The following is an 18384-nucleotide window of genomic DNA, read 5'->3' on the forward strand; positions in this document are numbered from 1 at the left end:
TCAGTTCCCCACATTCTTGCGGTTGAGCGCAGCGACATCGAGCACTTCCGGCTGCTGGGCCTCGTGCGGGTGGCTGGCGCCCTTGTAGACGCGCAGATTGCCGAGAATCTTGCGGCCGAGCGGGCCGCGGGCGAGCATGCGCTCGACAGCCTTCTCGACGACGCGCTCCGGGAAACGGCCTTCAAGGATGAACTTGGCCGTCCGCTCCTTGATGCCACCCGGGAAGCCGGTGTGGTGGTAATAGACCTTGTCGTTGCGCTTGTTGCCGGTCAGGACGACCTTGTCGGCATTGATCACGACGACGTTGTCACCGCAATCGACGTGCGGGGTGTAGGTCGGCTTGTGCTTGCCCTTGAGGCGGGTAGCGATGAGGACCGCGAGACGCCCGACCACCAGGCCGGAAGCGTCAATCACGACCCACTTCTTTTCTACGTCGGCCGGTTTTGCCGAATAGGTGCGCATGGGAATATCCGTTACAGGGTACGGCCTTTGCGACCGCACTTCTCGTGTAGCGCGGCTTCTAGCCGAGACGCTGCTTCACGTCAACGCAACAGGATCGTGAATAAATCATACATTTCAATGACTTACAATTTAGGTAATTTATTACCTGCTTCTAAGTCCTTGTATTTAGCCTCGCTGGCCCGCTACCGGAGCGCCCAGCTGGCGGATTCCGTTGCCTTCTCCCCTTCGCGCGGCCGCGATGGCGCCCATATGTAACGGAACACGTGCTGGCCCCGGAACGCGACATGACCCACGATTTCTATGACGACGCCTTCATCGCCGGCTGGCTCGGCAAGGTCCGCACCATCGCGGTGGTCGGCGCCAGCCCGAAGCCGGAGCGCCCGAGCCATGGCGTGGCGCGCTACCTCGCCCTTCAGGGTTACCGCGTGTTCGCCATCAACCCCGGACAGGCCGGCCGCGACATTGCCGGGCTGCCGACCTTCGCCCGCCTCGCCGACGTGCCCGAGCCGATCGACATGGTCGACGTGTTCCGCGCGCCCGAGCATCTCGACGCGGTCGTCGACGAGGCCCTCGCGCTGGTGCCGCGCCCGAAGCTGATCTGGGGTCAGCTCGGCGTGCGCGACGACCGCGCGGCGGCCAAGGCCGAGGCGGCCGGCGTCGCCGTCATCATGGATCGCTGCCCCGCCATCGAGATTCCGCGCCTGCGGCTGCCGCCGGTAGGCTGAGGCGAAGCGGTTCGGTCGGCGCGACCATTTAACGATCTAATTCTGCTGTTTATTTCTTTTGACAACCATATTGCGTTTTTTATGGAAGCCGCGACACTGCCCGGCAACGGCACGGCGGCCGCTCCAGCGCGCCGCCGATACACCGATAACGCCGACAGGAGATCGCCATGACCGACGCCCCGCATCACTCGCCCGGTTTCGCCACGCTTTCCGTGCATGCGGGCGCGCAGCCCGACCCCACCACCAAGGCGCGCGCGACACCCATCTATCAGACGACCTCCTTCGTCTTCGATGACGTCGATCATGCCGCCTCGCTGTTCGGGCTGAAGGCGTTCGGCAACATCTACACCCGCATCGGCAACCCGACCAACGCGGTGCTGGAGGAGCGCGTCGCCGCGCTGGAAGGCGGCACCGCCGCCCTCGCCGTGGCCTCCGGCCATGCCGCGCAACTCCTCGCCTTCCAGACCCTGCTCTCGCCGGGCGACGAGTTCATCGCCGCGCGCAAGCTCTATGGCGGCTCGATCAACCAGTTCAACCACGCCTTCAAGAGCTTCGGCTGGAACGTGGTGTGGGCGGATTCGGACGATGTTGCCTCCTTCGAGCGCGCCGTGTCGCCGCGCACCAAGGCGATCTTCGTCGAGTCGATCGCCAATCCCGGCGGCATCATCACCGACATCGCCGCCATCGCGAAGATCGCCAGGCGCGCCGGCGTGCCGCTGATCGTCGACAACACGCTGGCGACGCCCTACCTGATCCGCCCCTTCGAGCACGGCGCCGACATCGTCATCCACTCGGCGACCAAGTTCCTCGGCGGCCACGGCAACTCGATCGGCGGCGTCCTCGTCGATGGCGGCTCGTTCAACTGGATGCGCGAGGGGCGCTACCCGTTCCTGTCGCAGCCGCGGCCGGAATATGAGGGGATCGTCATCGGCGAGGCGTTCGGCAATTTCGCCTTCGCCATCGCCGCGCGCGTGCTCGGCCTGCGCGACCTCGGCCCGGCGCTGTCCCCTTTCAACGCCTTCCTCATCCTCACCGGCATCGAGACGCTGCCGCTGCGCATCCAGCGCCATTGCGACAACGCGCTGGAAGTGGCGAAATTCCTCGCCGACCACGAGAAGGTGGCCTGGGTCAGCTATCCCGGCCTGCCGGGCGACCGCTACCACAACCTCGCCCAGCACTACACGCCGAAGGGCGCCGGCGGCGTGTTCACCTTCGGGCTGAAGGGCGGCTACGAGGCGGGCGTCGCGCTAGTGTCGGGCGTGAAGCTGTTCTCGCACCTCGCCAATATCGGCGACACGCGCTCGCTCATCATTCACCCCGCCTCGACCACCCATCGCCAGCTCGCCGACGAGCAGAAGACGCTGGCTGGCGCGGGCCCGGACGTGGTGCGCCTCTCCGTGGGCATCGAAGACGCGGCGGACATCATCGCCGATCTGGAACAGGCGCTGAAAGCCGCCTGATTCCGCCCATATTTCCGCCAGCCTTGCGGATCGTGAATGAATTATGAGGGCGCCATGCGCGGCGCGCAAAGCTGGGATGCGGTATATTTCCTACCAAATGAGCATGTTGTCGAATATCTAGGCATCGAGATGATTAACGGACGTGCAGCTACCCGGTTCGTCGGGAGGCCGCGATCCAGTTTCGAACCGATGGAGACAGACATGCTGCTTTGGGGCCTCGTTGCCAAGCAGATCCGCCGCTGGCAGGCGTATCGCCGCACTCTCGTCGAGCTCTCGCAGCTCGACGACCGCACCCTCGCCGACATCAACGTCGCGCGTGGCGAGATCACCAGCGTTGCCCGTCGCGCCGCCGCTGCGGCGTGATGCGGCCTTGAGGTGAGGCGCACGCGCCTCATCGCACCGATCGTCCACCTCACGGCACTCATTGTACGGCCCCGGAATTTTCCGGGGCCGTTCTTTTTTGCCCCGGTTCCGTGCTAAGCCGCGCACGGATTTGTTGAGCAGCGGCAGGATATGAGCATCACCGAAAAGCGCCCGGTCCATATCATCGGTGGCGGCCTCGCCGGCTGCGAGGCGGCCTGGCAGCTCGCCCGCCGCGGCGTGCCGGTGGTGCTGCACGAGATGCGGCCCGAGCGCGGGACCGAGGCGCACAAGACCGACGCGCTGGCCGAACTCGTCTGCTCCAACTCCTTCCGTTCGGACGACGCCCAGAACAACGCGGTCGGCGTGCTGCACGCCGAGATGCGCCGGCTCGGCTCGCTCATCATGGCCTGTGCCGACAGCCACCAGATACCCGCCGGCGGCGCGCTCGCCGTCGACCGTGAGGGCTTCGCCGCCGCCGTCACCGAGGCCCTCCTCGCGCAGCCCGGCATCACGCTGGAGCGCGGCGAGGTCGCCGGCCTGCCGCCGGACGAGTGGGACAGCGTGATCATCGCCACCGGCCCCCTCACCTCCCCCGCATTGGCCGAAGCCATCCGCGCCCGCACCGACGAGCAGGCGCTGGCCTTCTTCGACGCCATCGCGCCGATAATTCACTTCGATTCCATAAACATGGACGTGTGCTGGTTCCAGTCGCGCTACGACAAGATGGGACCCGGCGGCACCGGCGCCGACTACATCAACTGCCCGATGGACAAGGAGCAGTACGAGGCCTTCGTCGCCGCACTGGTCGCCAGCGACACCGTGCCGTTCAAGGATTTCGAGGCCGGGGCCATCGCCGCCACGCCCTATTTCGACGGCTGCCTACCGATCGAGGTGATGGCGGCGCGAGGTCCCGAAACCCTTCGCCACGGCCCGATGAAGCCGATGGGCCTGACCAACGCCCACAACCCGACGGTGAAGCCCTACGCCGTCGTCCAGCTCCGACAGGACAACGCGCTCGGCACGCTCTACAACATGGTCGGCTTCCAGACCAAGGCGCGCCATGCTGAGCAGGTCCGCCTGTTCCGCATGATCCCCGGACTGGAGAAGGCGGAGTTCGCGCGCCTGGGCGGCCTGCACCGCAACACCTATCTCAACTCGCCCCGCGTGCTGGATTCCACCCTGCGGCTGAAAGCCGAGCCGCGCCTGCGCTTCGCCGGCCAGATCACCGGCTGCGAGGGCTATGTGGAAAGCTCGGCCATGGGCCTGATGGCCGGCCTGTTCGCCGCCGCCGAGCGGCTGGGGCGCGAGGTCGCGCTGCCGCCGGCGACCACCGCCCATGGCGCTCTCATCAACCACATCACCGGCGGCCATATCGAGACCGTCGAGGCCGGCCCGCGCTCCTTCCAGCCGATGAACGTCAATTTCGGCCTGTTCCCGCCGCTCGACGCCAACCCGACCCGCGACGCCGACGGCAACCGCCTGCGCGGCACCCAGAAGACGGTCGCCAAGAAGCAGGTTCTGGCCGCGCGGGCGCTGGCCGATCTCGACGCCTGGGCGCTTCGCCATGCCGACCCCGCCCGTGAGGTGGCCGCGTGAGCAGCCTTCCTCCCTCCGGCGGCGTGTTCGAGCTCGATACCGTCCTCAAGCGCGACACCTTCTCCACCATCGAGCGCGGAATCTGGCGCGACGCGCAGGGCAATGCCTTCCCGGCCGTGCGTCGCAACTATGCCGAGGTGAAATGGTGGGTGAAGCCGCTCGCCCGCCATTTCGCCAAGCGCGAGGCCCGCGCCCTGCGCCGCGCCGAAGGCAGCGGCCATACCGTGCCGGTCTATGCGCTCGAGGAAGGCCATCTCGTGCGCGGCTTCGTCGACGGCATTCCGTTGCAGATCGCGCGTCCCTATGGCGACCTCGCCTTCTTCCGCTCCGCCCGCCGGGGCCTGCGCGAGGTGCACCGGCGCCGCATCGCCCATAACGACCTCGCCAAGCCGCAGAACTGGCTCTACGCCGCCGATGGCCGCGCGGTGCTGATGGACTTCCAGCTCGCCATGGTGTTCGCCCGGCGCAGCAAGACCTTCCGCCTCGCCGCCTATGAGGACATCCGCCACCTGCTCAAGCAGAAGCGCAGCTACTGCCCGCAGGCGCTGACCGCGCGCGAGAAGAAGATCCTGGCCCGCAAGAGCCTGTTCACCCGCATCTGGATGCAGACCGGCAAGAAGATCTACAATTTCGTCACCCGCCGCCTGCTCAACTACCACGACACCGAAGGGCGCGGCCCGCGCGCCATGGAGCAGGGTCCGCGCATCGCCCGTTCCCTGAGCGGGGTCGCCGGCGTCACCGGCGTGCATATCTGCGATTTCCCGACCGCCGGCCACAGCTTCGGCCTCTACGCCTTCGTCGAGGCTGAGCCGGACGCAGGCGAGGAGGCGCTGCGCGCGCATCTGGCGGCGACTCTGCCGGACATTCTCCCGCCCGAGCATCTCCAGATCGTCGCCGTGCTGCCGCGCGACGCGGGGGGGCATGTGCGCGACGACCTGCTGCGGCTGGTGGCGCTCAACCAGATCGACCAGCTCGCCCAGCTGCCGCGCAGCGAGGCGGAAGAGGCCGCGCTCGCCGCCATCATCCGCGACCGCCGCAACCTGAGCGATCGGGTGCGCCGGGGCATCTAGCCCGCTGGACGCTAAACGCCCGATAAACCAATCTACGAGAGCCTTTGGTAAGCGGCGACCGCTACCGTGCAGGATGTATTGCACGCGAGCGGCGAGCGCGACCCTTTTCATGGATGCCGATGTACTCGACCTTCCCCCCGCATCCCGATCGCGGCTCCGGCCCGAATGCGCTCCGCGCATGGCCGCGCCGGGCCTGCCGCGACATGCACGGAGACGCCGGATGACGGGTTGGACCCATGGCCTCGTCAACCGGCTGGTCATCCTGTGCGATCTCGCCATGATCGGCATCGCCTCCGCCAGCTATTACTGGGTGTGGCACATATTCGCGGCGCGGCAGACCGCGCTGCTCGGCATCATCGGCGCGTTCATCTTCTGCGGCGTGCTGATGCTGGGGCAGGCTTACCGGGTCGAGCACTATCGCCGGGTACGCCGGCAGATCGTCCATGTTCTCGTCGGCCTGGCGCCGGCCATGATCGCGGTATGGGTCATCTATTATGCGCTGGTGCCGCCGCAGCCGGGCGACCCGGAGAAGTTCCAGCCCTGGGCGCTGCTGACACTGGTGCTGTTGCTCTTCGGCCGCCTCGTCCTGGCGCGGGCGGCCGTCGCCTGGGTCGACCGCAAGGAACTGCTGGTCCGCAGCACGGTCGTCATCGGCGACCTCGACCGCGCCTATGAGCTGATCGAACGCTACAGCCGCGACACCGGCGCCAGCGGCCTCCTCTCCTTCGTCGGCGTCTTCCGCGACGGCGGGCGCGCGGCGAGCAACGCGGAGACCGCCGGCGACGGCGTGCCGCCGGTGCTGGGCGAGATCGACGACCTGCTGGAACTCGCCAAGACCGACATCTTCGACCTCGTGATCGTCACCAAGGACTGGGGCGACATGCGCCGCATCGGTGCCATCACGCGCCAGCTTCACCGCGTGGCGACCGACGTCATGGTCGAGATGGAACCGGAGGTGTTCACCGCAGGCTCCGCCCATGTCGCCCGGATCGGCGAGCGTGCCGCGCTTCAGGTCCAGCAGCGTCCTCTGAAGGGCTCCCTCAGCGTGTTGAAGGCGCTGGAGGATTACACCATTGCCAGCGTCGGGCTCATCGTCTTCGGCCCCGTTCTGCTGCTCGCCGCGCTCGCGATCAAGCTGGACTCGCCCGGTCCGGTGCTGTTCCGGCAGGCCCGTGTCGGGCTGAACCGGCGCGAATTCATGGTCTACAAGCTGCGCACCATGCGCTTCGACCCCGAGGATGACGGCTCGGTCGGCGCCGTGCAGCGCGATCCCCGCATCACCCGCGTCGGCGCCATCCTGCGCAGCCTGTCGATCGACGAGATTCCCCAGCTCCTCAACGTGATGCGCGGCGAGATGTCGGTGGTCGGGCCCCGCCCGCACGTGCCCAACATGCTCATCAACGACGATCTGCGCTATGAAGCCGTGCAGGACTACGTCGCCCGCCACCGCATGAAGCCGGGGATCACCGGCTGGGCGCAGATCAACGGCATGCGCGGCGGCATCTACACGATGGAAAAGGCCGCGCGCGGCGTCGAGCTGGATCTGTATTACATCGAGCACTGGTCGATATGGTTCGATATCCGCATCATCCTGCTGACCATGACCAAGGGTCTCGCCGACACCTCGGCCTTCTGACGCTGCTGCTGGCCGTGTGCCTCGCGGCCCTCGCGCCCGGCGCGGCGCGGGCGGAGCCGCAGCGCCCCTTCCTCGCCTATCACGCCAGCTGGTACGAGGTGGCGGCCACGCGGGGCGAGCAGACCACCCTCGCCCGCCTGCCCGGCTATCTCACCCATGTCGCGCTGAGCTTCGCCCGGCCGGACATGGTCTATCGGGGCGATCTCGACATCGCCGGCACCGGGCTGCAATACCCCTATCCCGGTTCCGTGCTGAAGGAGGCGATCGCTCTCCTGAAGGCCCGCCATCCCGACATTGCCGTGCTGGTCTCGATCGGCGGGGCCAACGCGCATGGCTGGGACCGCCTCGACGAGACCGCCCTCGCCCGGCTGGTGCGCGACCTCGGCGCCGACGGCGTCGACATCGACTTCGAATCCGCCAACCCCTCCTGCGTCCCGGTTTCCGGGCGCATGCGCTGCGCCGACGATGCGTTCCTCATCGCGCTGGTCCGCCGCGTGCGGGCGGCGCTGCCACGACCCTACGTGATCAGCACCGCCGGGTGGAGCGTCGGCGCCTATGGCGAGGGCACCTTCGCCGACGCCCTGCCGCGTAGCCCGTGGCGCGGCTCGATGATGGCGCTGCTGCGTTCGCAGGCGGCGGCCGATCTCGATCTCGTCTCGATCATGAGCTACGACGCCGGCCCCGCCTACCGCCCGGCGCAGGCCTTCCGCGCCTACCGAGCGGCGTGGAAGGGACCGCTTGCCCTCGGCGTCTCGGTGATGCCCTCGACCCAGGGCGGGCCACGCTACACGGTCGACTACACGGCGACGACGCTCATGGAGGTGCTGCGCGATCCCCGCGGCGGCGCCATGCTCTACGCGCTGCTGGAAGTGCCGCCCGGCCCGCCCGGGCCGGACAATCCGGACTACCGCACGCTGGCGGGCCTCATCTGCCTGACGCTTGAAAAGGCTGGCTGCGACGCGACGATGCCGTGAGCGCCCGGCTCAGGCGCGCAGCGCCGGGCCAGCGGGATGGCGCGCCACCACGTTCATGAAATCGGCCGGACGCGTGGCGAGCGCATGCAGCCCGCCCTCGTCGTCGAGTTTCGCGAAGCTGTAGCCGAGCGCCGCGAGGCGGTTCCACGCCGCCCCCGTGTCGCCGTCCGCCTTGACCAGCGTCGGGCAGTTCATTTCGAAGATCACGGTGGGGTGGTAGGCGGCGAGCGTGTCCGCGGCGCCGGCGATCACCTGCCCCTCGGCACCCTCGACGTCGATCTTGATGCAGTCGACGCGCGGCAGGGCGAGATCGCGCACCAGCAGATCGAGTGTCGTGACCTCGACCGTCTCGCTGCCCGCATCCGAGCCGTCGCTGACCAGAGAATAGGCCTGCGGGTCATGGCCGAGCGGATTGTGGAACAGCGCCGCATTGCCGGGGGTGTCCGACAACGCCTTGCGCACCACCGCGACATTGTCGAAGCGGTTGAGCGCGATATTGGCGTCGAGCTGCCCGCCCGCCTCGGCGCCGGGCTCCACCGCCACGATGCGGCCGGCCTGCGGCGCCGCCTTGAGCGTGAACAGCCCGACATTGGCGCCGACATCGACGAAGACGTCGCCCTTGCCGACGAATTTCTGCAGGTAGTTCAGCTCGGGCTCCACCGCGTCGCGCAGCAGATAGGCCGTCACCGAGGTGAAGCGCAGGTCCGGCGGCACCCGCAGCCGCGCGCCCGGCACCAGTTCGAACACCGGGCTGCGCCGGAGCGCGACATTGAAGGCCAGCGCGATGCCGCGCCCGATCACCGTCAGCGGCGCGCGGCGGAAGGCGGGTTCGTGCAGCAGCTTGGCGACGCGGCGCAGCATGTCAGGTCCTGAGGCGGTGTCGGTGGGTGGAGAAGCTTATGCGGTGGGGCGGCGCGGGTGTCGAGACCACCCGGCCATGCGCCCGGTTCATATAGACGCCGAGCGCCAGGACGACGCCAAGTTCGCCGGGGGTGAAGACCAGCGAATAGACCGGCGACGTGACCAGCATGTAGAGGATGTAGTCGGACAGGGCGAGCATCATCGGGTCGTCGATCCCGCGCGTGGCGCGCAGCAGGACGAAGAAGCTCAGCACATAGAGCCCGGCCAGCAGCGCGGCGCCGACGATCCCGTATTCGAACACGACACCGAACCAGCCGAGATCGGCGACGTAGAAATTGCTGTTCTGGAAGATGTCGGCCAGCGTGATGCTGCCGAAGCGCGTAGTCGCGCCGACGCCGAACAGCCAGCGCCACGGATCCTCGCCAAGAAAGGCCGAGCCGAGCGCGAAGGAGGTCTGGCGCACAGTGAGCGAGCCGCCAAGTGAATCGGCCAGCCCCTCGACGTCGCGCAGCATGAAATAGGCGACCGCGACCGGAACCGTCGCCACCGCAATGCCGCCCACCAGAAGCCGCAGGCGCGGCGCCATCGACACCAGCACCCCGTAGCCGCAGACGATGAACATCGCGGCGATGGCGGCCCGCTGCTTGTAGATGGTGAGCAGCAGCACGAAGCCGATCAGCACCGCCAGCGGCTTCAGCAGGTCCGGCCGCTGCATGAAGCTGCGGGTGAGGTAGAACAGGAACAGCGCGCCGAAGAACATCGGCATGTAGATGCGGTAGCCGCGCTCCTCCTCGATCATGAACAGCTTGCCCAGCTCGGGATTGTTCACATAGGAGCTGGTCGGCATGAGAAGCCACAGCGCCAGCATCAGAATGAAGGTGCCCGCGCCCAGCGTCACCAGCGCCGCCCGCGTGCGGGCGAAGGTCGGCGAGAGCCAGTACAGCGCCGCCGACAGGCCGAAATAATAGGTCAGCGGCCAGATCTTCACTGTCGTGATCAGCGCGTCGATCAGCCCGTTGCCGAGTTGCAGGATGGAGACGAAGGGCGTCAGGCCGAGGGCATAGGCGAGATAGATCAGATAGTACCGCTTGGCCGGCAGATGCAGCCAGATCGCTGCGTAGAGGGTGGCCGGCAGGGTGAGGATCGGCCAGCCCTTGGACAGCAGATAGGGAAGGGTAAGCTCGTGCAGGTAATAGAAGGTCTGTGCGAAGAGCGGCAGGCAGGCGAGCAGCAGCGCCGTCGTCATCGCGCCGGAGAGGCGCTCGCCGGTGCGCGGAGCCGACTCCTGGACGAAGGCGCGCGGCAGCGTCACCACCGCCCGGCGCTTGCCCGCGATCCTCATCGCCGCCCCTTCCCCGCAACGAGCCCGTAGGCCGACGGGTTCAGCCGGGCGACCAGCGCGATCCACAGGATCGGCAGCGAGTCCACGAAGACCCGCCGGGCGTGGGCGCGCGGGTTGAGCGCCAGCCGGTACACCCCTTCGAGGCCGAGATCGCGCAGCAGCTTCGGCGCGCGCGGCACCATGCCGGTGGAGAAGCTGAGCGACGAGCCGACGCAGAGCCCGCAGCCGGTCGCCCCGCCCCGCATGGCCACCTCATGGGCGAGATATTCGCTCTGCGGCGCCCCCACCACGAAGAACACGTAGCGCGCCGGATGGGCGATCACGAAATCGACGCAGGCCGCGACCTCGGAGGGCCGCGCAATGAAGCCCATGGACGGGTTGAGATGGGCGACGTCGAGGAGGCAGAACATCTCCTTCAGCTTCGCGACCATCTCGCCGCTTCCGCCGATCACCGTCACGCGGTCCTGCGGGCGGATATGGCGGCGGAGCAGGAGATCGGTGACGTCGCTGCCTGCGGCGTGCGGCAGGTCGAGCCCGAACAGCAGCCGCGCCAGCGCGCGCGGCAGCTGCCCGTCCATCAGGCGCAGCCACGCCCCCTCATAGGCGGCGCGCAGCCGGGTGTCGCGGATGCGGATCAGCCGGTTCAGATGCGCGGCGTTGGGCGTCACCACATAGGCGAAGGGCGCGTCGGCCGGGCGCGCGGCGATGCGCGCGGCCGCCTGCACGGCATCGAGCCGCGCCACCGGAATCCCGAGAAAAATCGCCTGCGCGACACCGTCCGTCAGGTCGCGGGCCACATCGTTCGGCCCCGACGCGACGACCGCCTTGTCGCCCGATGCCTCGGCCATCGGCCGTGCTCCTCGCCTGCCCGCCGGGCCCTCAGTTCACGCTCTGCGTGCCCAGCGTATAGTTGAAGGTGCGCTGGAAGGGCACAACCTTGTTGATGAACTGGTCGATCCAGACATTGAGCTCGGAGACCGAGCTGCGCGGCACATAGATGATGTCGCCGGCGGCCAGTTGCACGTCGTCGAGCGTGAAGCCGGTCTCGACGATGTCCTGCACGTTGATCAGGCGCAGCATCGGCAGGTTGTCCGGCCCGCGCCGGATGATCGCCACCTGCCCGGTGCGCGCCTCCTCGGTGAAGCCGCCGGCCGTGAGGATGCTCTGCAGCGTGCCGTTGCGCATCTGGGCGAGATTGTACGGGCCCGGCTTCTCGACCATGCCGCCGATATAGACCTTGGCCGACACCGCGTCCTCGAGCGAGATGACCACCTTCTGGTCGGCAAGCTCCACCTTGGAGGCGCGGCGCACCACTTCCTGCGTGCCGGCGAGCGTCAGCCCCTCGACCTTGAGCTGGCCGATGGCGCGCGGGGCGACGGTGCCGTCGGGCGCGACGACGAGTTCCTCGTCCATCTCGCGGGTCAGGAAGTACTTGATCTTCAGCTTGTCGCCGGCCCCCAGCCGGTAGGGCGGCATCTGGCTGCTCCACGGGCGGAATCCGGTCGGATTGACCTCGGTGAAGCGCAATTCCTGGCCGGTGGTGAAGGCGTCGCCCGCCGGGGCCGGACGGCCGATGGAGCCGGTCGTGTCGCGACTGGTCTGGCAGCCCGCGAGCGCAAGCCCGGCGAGCAGGAGGACCGGCACGCGCAGGCCCGCCACGCCGCGCACAGGCGACGGGTTGGACATGGCGACCCGACCGTCACCGCTCAGGCGTCTACGCATTACATCGGCTCCCGAATGACTTCCGGCCGGCCCGCGAATCCTGGGAACACCACCTCCCCGCGCCGAAGGGAATCGGCACGCGGGAACGGGTTCGCGACGCGTGAAACCTAAAGGAACGCGGTTAATGGAAGGTTTAATGGTTAACGCACTGATATCGAACGCCTTTTCGAGCGTCCCTCAGCCCTTCCGGCAGGTCACCCCGGCGCGCGGCGCGTTGCGGTAGAAGGGCCGCAGCTCGATGCGGTCGAGCTTGGTCCACAGCACGCTGTAGCTCGGCGGGCAGAAGCGCATGACCGCCGAGGTCGGATTGCCGTCCCAGTCGTCCGGCGGATGGATGGTGACGGCATAGGCGCCGAGCGAGAATTGCGGCTCGTTCGCCCACCAGCGCGGCGGCAGGACCGCGCGCAGATAGTCGCGTATGGCGAGGCGGCCGTCGAAGGGCGCGGGATCGATCAGCGGGTCGATCTCCGAGGCCGGCAGGTCGCTGATCCCGGCCTGCGCCGACGCCGGGCCCGCTCCCGGCACGGCGAGAAAAACCCCAAGCAGCGCCCCTTGCAGCGCCGCACCGGCCAGCCCGGACGCCATGCCCCGCCCGGAGGCGGCGCGGCGGGCCCTTGCGGCGGCGCGGCGACCATGGTTCATGCCAGTGATGTCCCCTCAGCGACTCGCCCGGTGGCACAGGTGCCGCATATGCCACGGCGACCGGCGCCTGTCTCGCGCGACACCGCGATCCGGTTGCACGGCATGAGCAAGGTGCGCCTTCCCGAGCTGCGGCGGATGATCGCCATTTACGGCCCCTATGCCGGTGGGCTGGTGGCGCGCGGGGTCGAGCTGGTCGCCAAGCTCGGCCTGTACATGCTGGCCGCCCGCATCCTCGGCGCGCATGAGGCGGGCCTCTACTTCCTGTGCATGACCTGGGTCGGGCTGGCCTCCACCATCGCCCGCGCCGGCTTCGAAAAGGCGGTGGTGCGCCATATCGCCGGCGATCTGGCGCTCGGCCACCTCGCCCAAGCGCGGGCTTCCATGCTTACCGGCTTCGGCTGGACCGTGCTCGGCAGCATCGCCGCCACGCTCGCGACGCTGGCGCTGGCGCAGCCCGCCTCGCTCCATGTCTTCGGCGACCCGGACCTTGTGCGCCCGCTGCTCATCGGCGCGGCGACCATCATTCCGCAGGCGCTGTGCGTCTACATCGCCAACGTGCTGTTCGGGCACGGGCGCAGCGTCGCCGGCCAGTGGGTGCAGAACGCCGCCTGGCCGTCCTTCGCGCTGCTCGCCATGCTCGCCGGCGTGCATTCGCTCGACGGCATGCTCTACGCGCTGGCGGCATCGAACCTCGCCTCGGCGCTGATCGGCCTCGCGCTGATCCCGCGCGGCGCTCAGGTCGCCGCGCCCAAGCCTGAGGATGTCGAGGTCGACCCGGACGCCGTCGCCGCGGCCGCCGCCCTGCCCGCGCTGTGGCGCACGGCGCTGCCGCTCGGCATCGTCGAGGTGGTGCAGGTGTCGCTCAACTCCGTGCCGCTGCTTCTGCTCGCCGCCTTCGCCACGGCGGCGGAGGTCGGCGCCTTCAGCGTGGCGAGCCGGCTCTCCATGCTGATCTGGGTGGTGATCATCTCCATCGGCGCCATTTCCGCGCCGCGCTTCGCCGCGCTGCACCGGCTCGGCGAGTGGGAGGCGCTGCGCGCGCAGAACCGCCGCGCCCGGCTGCTGGTGGCGCTGTGCGGCCTGCCGCCGCTGGCGGTGATGATGATCTTCCCCGCCCCGCTGCTCTCGCTGATCGGGCCCGGCTTCGAGATCGCGGCGACCGCGCTGGTGATCATGAGCCTCGGGCAACTGGTCAACTGCCTGCTGCCCTGCCAGGACATCATGCTGGCGATGACCGGCTATGGCGGCATGCTGCGCTGGCTCAATGCGGGCCAGCTTCTCGTATGCACCCTTGCCGGCGCGGTGCTGGTGCCGCTCTACGGCATGAACGGCGCCGCCGTGCTGAGCGCGCTCGTCATCGTCCAGGGCGCCGTCGGGACGGCGATCGCGGTACGCCGCCTCATGCCGCGCGCGTTCTGACGGCGCTTACCCATAGAAAGCCCCGTTTACCCGTCATTAGGGCTAATCGGGCAAATTCGCATGGTGCGTCATGGCCCGGGACGCATCGAGGCGCTCGCCGCCCGCTACGGCCAGAGGAAGCGTAATGTCGATGTCGGGCACTCCAGCCGCCGAATTTGACGGCCCGGCGCCCCCCGTCGGCGCCGGCGGCTGGGCGTCGGGGCTGACGATCCGCGACTTCCTCATCTCCGCCTTCTTCCACATCCGCGTCGTCATCCTCTTCGGCCTCATCCCGATCGCCGTCGGCGTCGGCGCCGCGACGCTGGCCAAGACCGAGTACACCGCCTCCAGCCTGCTGATGGTCATCGTCAGCCGCGAGGTGACGAACCAGCAGAACATCACCGACAGCGGCCCGGCGGTGCTCTCCATCGAGGGGCTGAAGCAGGTCGAATCCGAGGTGCAGATCATCGAAAGCGCGGACGTCATCCGCGCGGTGATCGAGGATATCGGCATCGACCGGCTCTACCCACCCGGTCCGCTGGCCCGGCTGCGCGACCTGTTCGGCACCACCGGCCCGATGGACCGGGCCATCGCCCGCTTCCGCACCGATCTCAGGGTCAGCGTGCGCGACGGATCGAATGTCATCGACGTCTCCTTCACCCTGCCTGACCGCGACCTCGCCGTGGAGACGGCGGACAAGCTGGTGCAGGTCTTCCTGGCGCGCCGGCGCGCCATCATGCAGAACCCGACCGCGCGCTTCCTGCGGCTGGAGGTCGACCGCTTCAAGCGCGAGCTGAACGAGGCCGATTCCGCCGTCGAACTGCTCAAGGCCCGCACCGGCATCATCGACTTCACCCAGGACGCCGTGCTCGCCGCCAACCAGGTCGACGCGGTGGTGCAGCGCCGCCGGCAGGTCGCCGAGCGCCGCGTCGCGGTAACGAGCCAGATCACCGAGGCGGAGCGCCAGCTCAAGGCGCAGCCGGAAACGGTGTTCGACTTCGGCCAGACGGCCGACTCGGCCGGTGGCGACGATGACAACGCCCTGCTCAGCCGCCTGCTGGTCGAGCGCGACCGCATCGCCATGCAGTACGCGCCCAACGGCTCGATGATGCGCGAGATCAACCGCAAGATCGAGACGGTGCGCCAGCAGATCGCCACCCGCAACCAGCGCGCCTACCAGACCACGCGCGACGTGCGTAACCCCTCGATCGCCTATCTCAGCAACATGATCCTGTCGCTGCGCATCGAGGCGGACGCGCTCGGCAAGCAGGAAAAGGAACTCGCCGACCAGCAGCAGGTCGCCGAGAAGCGCCTCTCCGAACTGCGCGTCGCCGAGACCGAGCTGGTCGAACTCAACCGCCGGCGCGACACCCTCAACGAGAGCTATCGCGAATATCTGCGCCGGGCCACCGCCGCGCAGATCGAGGAAGCCGCCGCCACCGAACGCCAGTCCAGCGTGCGCCTCGTGCAGGACGCCGGCGCGGCCGTCACCAGCCGCAACATGCGCCTGCCCCTGCTCGGCGCCGGCCTGCTCGGCGGCATTCTGTTCGGCGTTGCCGCCGGGGCGGTCGCGGCGGCGCTGCGCACCTCCTTCATCATGCCGCACGAGGCCGAGCGCGGGCTGGAACTGCCGATGCTCGGCGAGTACGGCAACCTCTCCCGGGCCGAGGACGACAACGACGCCGACCGGGACGTCGGCAGCCTCGCCGCGCTGCTGCTCGACACCGAGGTGGACGGGGCGCCACTGCGCCGGATGCAGTTCCTCGTTCCCGATCCCGACGAGGCGCTGGCGCCTCTGGCGCACGGGGTCGCCACCGAGATCACCCTCCAGCGCGGCCTGCGCACGCTTTTCGTCGACCTCACCGCGCCGGGGGCGGAGCCGGCCAGCGACCTTGGGGCGCGCGACACCGGCGGGCTCCTGGTGGCGCCGAGCGAGGTTCCGCTGCTGTGGACGCTGCGCGACCGCTCGCGCTCGCGCCTGCTCGACATCCGCCTGTCCAGCGCCGAGGCACGCCGGCTGATGGACGAACTCGGCGCCACCTTCGAGGCCATCGTCGTCTGCGGCACGGCGCGCGACGCCGAGGCGGTCGGCCACCGCTTCGAGGAGCTGGTCGACGGCAACGTGCTGATGCTGCGCGCCGAGAAGACCCGCAAGGCGCCCGCCATCGCCCTGCGCGACAGCGTGATCGACAATGGCGGCGTGCCGCTCGGCTTCGTCTTCGTCGGCCGGCGCTACATCCTGCCCGACTGGATCTACCGGCTGGCCTGAGCCGGGAGCGCGGCCTCCGGCGCGCGGGCCGGCTCGGGCAGTTGGCGGGCCATCGCCTTCAGTTCGCGGATGAAGGCATCGGCCAGGGGCTGCTCGCCCTTGAGCCGGCGCGTGGCGGCGAAGTGCACGGAATCGAAGCCGTAGCTCTCCGGCCGCAGCACCCGCATCTGCCCCCGCCCCGCCCAGTCCTCGCCGATGTGGCGCGGCAGGTAGCCGATGAAGCGGCCGGACAGGATCATCATCACCTGCGCCTCCATCTGCATGATCGCCCCGCTCGCGCGCGGATGGTTCACCCGGTACAGGTCGTCGAGATGGCGGTAGCGGCGCACGGAGAACAGCGCCTCCTCGATGCGGGCATGGCCGATCTCGGCGGCCGGCAGATCGAACAGCGGATGGCCGCGCCCGCAATAGAGCGCCTGTGGCTCGCGGTGCAGCGGCACATAGGTGATGCCCGGCACCTTCTGCGAGAACGGGCCGACCACCACGTCGCGGGCGCCGTCCATCAGCGCGCGCTCAAGATCGAGCGGGGTGCCGAGTTCGAGATCGACGAACACCTCGGACGCATAGTCCATGTAGCGCGCCAGCGCGGTCTGCAGCCCGAGCTGCGGGCTCGTCACCACGCCGTCGACGATGCCGACCCGCAGCCGGCCGACCAGCCGGCGCTGGTCGCGGCCGACGCGGCCATGGAACGCCTCGATGTCCTCGAACAGCCGTTTGGTGGCGGCGAGCGTGGAGTCGCCGAACGGCGTCAGCCGGAAGCCGGCCCGCCCGCGCTCGCAGAGCTGGCCGCCGAGCTTGCGTTCCAGCGCGGCGAGATGGGTGGAGAGCGTCGACTGCGAAAGGTTCAGCGCGATCTGCGCGTCCTGGAAGCCGCCCTCCTCCGCCAGCACCACGAAGACGCGCAGGAGACGCAGGTCGATATTGTCGAGGCGGCGCATGCGGGGATCCGTGAAGCGTGATCGGGCGGGGCTGGATTCGTATCGACGATTGCCGATGCAATCTTTCACTAAATCCTATTTTCCTTGAAGTGACTTTGTCGGAGCATGATGATGCCCATCTGAGGAGTCGCTCGTGCCGCGCCGTCCGATCCCTTCCGAACGCCACGCGCGCGCCGAACGGCGAGAAGGCTCATGGTAGCGCCGCACAAGGGACTGCGTGTCATCGTCACCGGCGCGGCGAGCGGCATCGGCCGGGCCAGCGCCGACGCGCTCAGCGCCGCCGGGGCCAAGGTCGTCGGCTTCGACCTGCACCCGCCCGAGCAGACGACGACCTGGCCCACCATCCTCACCAATGTCGCGGACGAGGCCGCCGTCGCCGGCGGCATGGAGGCAGCGCTGCGCGAACTCGGCGGGCTCGACGTGGTGGTGAATTGCGCCGGCATCTGCGTGGAGACCCCGCTCGCCAGCTTCGACATCGCCACCTATGAGCGCATGGCGGCGGTCAATGTGCGCGGGCCGATCCTGATGGCGCGCGAGGCGCTGCGCCATTTCAGCGGCGAGCCGCCGATACGCGGGCGCATCATCAACATCGCCTCCGAGCTTGCCTATCTCGGCCGTGCCGGCTTCTCCGGCTATGCCGGCACCAAGGGCGCCGTGCTCACACTCACCCGCTCCTGGGCGCGCGAGCTGGGCCCGCATGTGCTTGTCAACGCCATCGCGCCGGGGCCGGTCGACACGCCGCTGCTCGATTTCGACAATCTGAGCGACGACATCAAGCGGCTGGAGACGGGCAACCCGTTGGGACGCGTCGGCCGGCCCGAGGAGGTCGCGCAGGCGGTGCTTTTCCTGGCCAGCCGCGCGACCGGATTCATCACCGGCCAGTGCATCAGCGTCGATGGCGGCGCGGCGATGCACTGACCGCACAG

17 protein-coding genes are annotated in these 18384 nt (G+C 68.7%); 10 read left to right on the plus strand and 7 right to left on the minus strand.

Annotation, left to right across the window (positions count from 1 at the left end; all coding sequences use genetic code 11):
• The gene (rplM, locus tag GBB76_RS06025) at positions 1-462 is read right to left on the minus strand and encodes a 50S ribosomal protein L13 (protein ID WP_152302459.1); all 462 of its coding nucleotides are present in this window, start codon (positions 460-462) and stop codon (positions 1-3) included.
• A 284-nt stretch (positions 463-746) separates the two neighbouring features.
• Between rplM and GBB76_RS06030 the strand changes: the two genes are divergently transcribed.
• The 7 genes from GBB76_RS06030 (at position 747) to GBB76_RS06060 (ending at position 8286) form a co-directional block, all read left to right on the plus strand.
• Positions 747-1187 carry a CoA-binding protein gene (locus tag GBB76_RS06030; RefSeq protein WP_152302460.1) on the plus strand — a complete coding sequence of 147 codons (441 nt, stop codon included), beginning with the start codon at positions 747-749 and terminating at the stop codon, positions 1185-1187.
• Between the two features lie 167 nt (positions 1188-1354).
• Positions 1355-2647 (plus strand): O-acetylhomoserine aminocarboxypropyltransferase, encoded by a 1293-nt coding sequence (locus GBB76_RS06035; RefSeq protein WP_152302461.1) that lies wholly within the window; start codon positions 1355-1357, stop codon positions 2645-2647.
• A 201-nt stretch (positions 2648-2848) separates the two neighbouring features.
• Complete coding sequence (locus GBB76_RS06040; protein ID WP_152302462.1) at positions 2849-3010, plus strand: DUF1127 domain-containing protein; 162 nt, start codon at positions 2849-2851, stop codon at positions 3008-3010.
• Positions 3011-3160: 150 nt separating this feature from the next.
• The gene (gene trmFO, locus GBB76_RS06045; RefSeq protein WP_152302463.1) at positions 3161-4606 is read left to right on the plus strand and encodes a methylenetetrahydrofolate--tRNA-(uracil(54)-C(5))-methyltransferase (FADH(2)-oxidizing) TrmFO; all 1446 of its coding nucleotides are present in this window, start codon (positions 3161-3163) and stop codon (positions 4604-4606) included.
• Positions 4603-5676, plus strand: coding sequence for a serine/threonine protein kinase (locus tag GBB76_RS06050; RefSeq protein WP_152302464.1), 1074 nt, complete (start codon positions 4603-4605; stop codon positions 5674-5676). The genes trmFO and GBB76_RS06050 overlap by 4 nt, the downstream gene beginning before the upstream one ends.
• A 220-nt stretch (positions 5677-5896) precedes the next feature.
• Positions 5897-7312, plus strand: coding sequence for an exopolysaccharide biosynthesis polyprenyl glycosylphosphotransferase (locus GBB76_RS06055; RefSeq protein WP_152302465.1), 1416 nt, complete (start codon positions 5897-5899; stop codon positions 7310-7312).
• A 14-nt stretch (positions 7313-7326) separates the two neighbouring features.
• Positions 7327-8286, plus strand: coding sequence for a glycoside hydrolase family 18 protein (locus GBB76_RS06060; protein ID WP_246669053.1), 960 nt, complete (start codon positions 7327-7329; stop codon positions 8284-8286).
• Positions 8287-8295: 9 nt separating this feature from the next.
• Here the strand turns inward: GBB76_RS06060 and GBB76_RS06065 are convergent, their stop codons facing one another.
• The 5 genes from GBB76_RS06065 to GBB76_RS06085 form a co-directional block, all read right to left on the minus strand.
• Positions 8296-9147: an FkbM family methyltransferase gene (locus tag GBB76_RS06065; RefSeq protein ID WP_152302467.1), complete on the minus strand. Its 852-nt coding sequence runs from the start codon at positions 9145-9147 to the stop codon at positions 8296-8298.
• Position 9148: 1 nt separating this feature from the next.
• On the minus strand, positions 9149-10489 hold the full coding sequence (locus GBB76_RS06070; RefSeq protein ID WP_152302468.1) for a hypothetical protein: 1341 nt from the start codon (positions 10487-10489) through the stop codon (positions 9149-9151).
• Positions 10486-11337 (minus strand): WecB/TagA/CpsF family glycosyltransferase, encoded by an 852-nt coding sequence (locus GBB76_RS06075; RefSeq protein ID WP_152302469.1) that lies wholly within the window; start codon positions 11335-11337, stop codon positions 10486-10488. Before GBB76_RS06075 ends, GBB76_RS06070 begins: the two co-directional genes overlap by 4 nt.
• A 31-nt stretch (positions 11338-11368) precedes the next feature.
• Positions 11369-12211, minus strand: coding sequence for a polysaccharide biosynthesis/export family protein (locus tag GBB76_RS06080; RefSeq protein WP_152302470.1), 843 nt, complete (start codon positions 12209-12211; stop codon positions 11369-11371).
• A gap of 177 nt (positions 12212-12388) precedes the next feature.
• Positions 12389-12853: a hypothetical protein gene (locus tag GBB76_RS06085; protein ID WP_152302471.1), complete on the minus strand. Its 465-nt coding sequence runs from the start codon at positions 12851-12853 to the stop codon at positions 12389-12391.
• Positions 12854-12955: 102 nt separating this feature from the next.
• Here GBB76_RS06085 and GBB76_RS06090 point away from each other — a divergent pair, with 102 nt between their 5' ends.
• Positions 12956-14272 carry a lipopolysaccharide biosynthesis protein gene (locus tag GBB76_RS06090; protein ID WP_152302472.1) on the plus strand — a complete coding sequence of 439 codons (1317 nt, stop codon included), beginning with the start codon at positions 12956-12958 and terminating at the stop codon, positions 14270-14272.
• A 130-nt stretch (positions 14273-14402) separates the two neighbouring features.
• Positions 14403-16520, plus strand: a complete 2118-nt coding sequence (locus GBB76_RS06095; RefSeq protein WP_246669054.1) for a lipopolysaccharide biosynthesis protein — start codon at positions 14403-14405, stop codon at positions 16518-16520.
• Here GBB76_RS06095 and GBB76_RS06100 read toward each other — a convergent pair.
• Positions 16505-17458: a LysR family transcriptional regulator gene (locus GBB76_RS06100; RefSeq protein WP_152302474.1), complete on the minus strand. Its 954-nt coding sequence runs from the start codon at positions 17456-17458 to the stop codon at positions 16505-16507. The genes GBB76_RS06095 and GBB76_RS06100 overlap by 16 nt on opposite strands.
• Positions 17459-17650: 192 nt before the next feature.
• Here GBB76_RS06100 and GBB76_RS06105 point away from each other — a divergent pair, with 192 nt between their 5' ends.
• Positions 17651-18376, plus strand: coding sequence for an SDR family NAD(P)-dependent oxidoreductase (locus tag GBB76_RS06105; protein WP_152302475.1), 726 nt, complete (start codon positions 17651-17653; stop codon positions 18374-18376).
• Positions 18377-18384 lie beyond the last annotated feature (8 nt).

This window comes from Ancylobacter sp. TS-1 (genome assembly GCF_009223885.1).
Lineage (GTDB): Bacteria > Pseudomonadota > Alphaproteobacteria > Rhizobiales > Xanthobacteraceae > Ancylobacter.